This window comes from Streptomyces minutiscleroticus (genome assembly GCF_014650875.1).
In the GTDB taxonomy this organism is placed as follows: domain Bacteria; phylum Actinomycetota; class Actinomycetes; order Streptomycetales; family Streptomycetaceae; genus Streptomyces; species Streptomyces minutiscleroticus.
This window is the reverse complement of the sequence record NZ_BMVU01000214.1, coordinates 1-1,011: the sequence shown is the minus strand read 5'-3', so window position 1 is coordinate 1,011 and position 1,011 is coordinate 1. Positions and strand designations below refer to the sequence as shown.

Here is a 1,011-nt window from a genome sequence, read left to right as displayed (position 1 = left end):
TCGCGGACCGCGGCCATCTCCTCAGGTGTCACACCACCCCAACGACACCAACACGCATACAGACACGCCACTCACAGATGAACCTGACCAAGCCCTAATAGTGTCGACTCTGGCAGAGCTGCAGAGCATTACGCTCCTTCCATGTGGAGTGAGTCGAACAACTATGGCTTCGAGAACGAGCAGGACTACCTGCGGTCGATCAAGAAGGACGACAGCTATACGTTCACGTACCCGTTCGAGTACATCGCTAAGAACCACGGGAACGACGATTACGACATCGGCACAGCGGACATGGTGGTCCGGGTCCAGTGGACCGACACGGAGGCCGGGTACACGGTGACCTACGACGTCCCAGAGATGGACAAGATCGACCCCGCTGAGGGGAACGGCGATGCAGCGAGCTTCTACGAGAGCGACGTTTACTGGAGGCTCGTGAGCGACCTCGACGGCATGGGGATCGGCGTCGAGCTTCGTGCCTTCTAGTCACGCTCGGCTTGCCGCCGCAGACGCCAGGCTGTGAACGAGACGACATCGGCTCCGCGGCGGTCCCGCCCCCCTTGTGAAGCCGGGTACCGCCACGGGTCGGCAGCCAGAGTCGACGGAGGCGGTGGTGTAGAGCGGGACGTCGACGGCCCCGGCCCGGCTGGTGCCGAAGCGGACCTCGATCGACTGCGGGGAGCGGACCCAGCCGAGCCGGACCACCGTGCCGTACACGTGCTACGCCTTGCAGGCTCCTGTACCCCCATCGGGGAGCGGGCAGCTGGGGGGTAACGGAGCCACCGACACCTGAGCCCGGATTCGTCAATCCTTCCCAGCCGGCCCTCTAGTAGGACTCCGTTAGGTCTTTTCGTTTGTGCTGATCAAGAGCATGTTGGGGTGTGTGGACGCATACGAAGTGGAGCGGATGCGGGCGGCGTTGGCGTTGTTCGTGGCGGATGTGTTCGCCTCGGTGCCACGGAAGGATCAGCGGGCCAAGGGCGACTGTTATCTGCGGGGTTTGATGATGGACGG

Annotated in this window: 1 protein-coding gene and 1 pseudogene; both read left to right on the top strand. The window is 63.0% G+C overall.

Features of this window, described 5'->3' with window-relative positions; genetic code table 11:
• Window positions 1–141: 141 nt before the first annotated feature.
• Window positions 142–483, top strand: a complete 342-nt coding sequence (locus IE271_RS41070; protein WP_190195500.1) for a hypothetical protein — start codon at window positions 142–144, stop codon at window positions 481–483.
• A gap of 397 nt (window positions 484–880) precedes the next feature.
• Window positions 881–1,011 (top strand): annotated as a pseudogene (locus IE271_RS41065) (IS701 family transposase); the annotation flags it as partial.

Excerpts from the sequence above, each read along its gene's own strand:
- IE271_RS41070 (WP_190195500.1), top strand. The coding sequence starts at position 142 with ATGTGGAGTGAGTCGAACAACTATGGCTTCGAGAACGAGCAGGACTAC.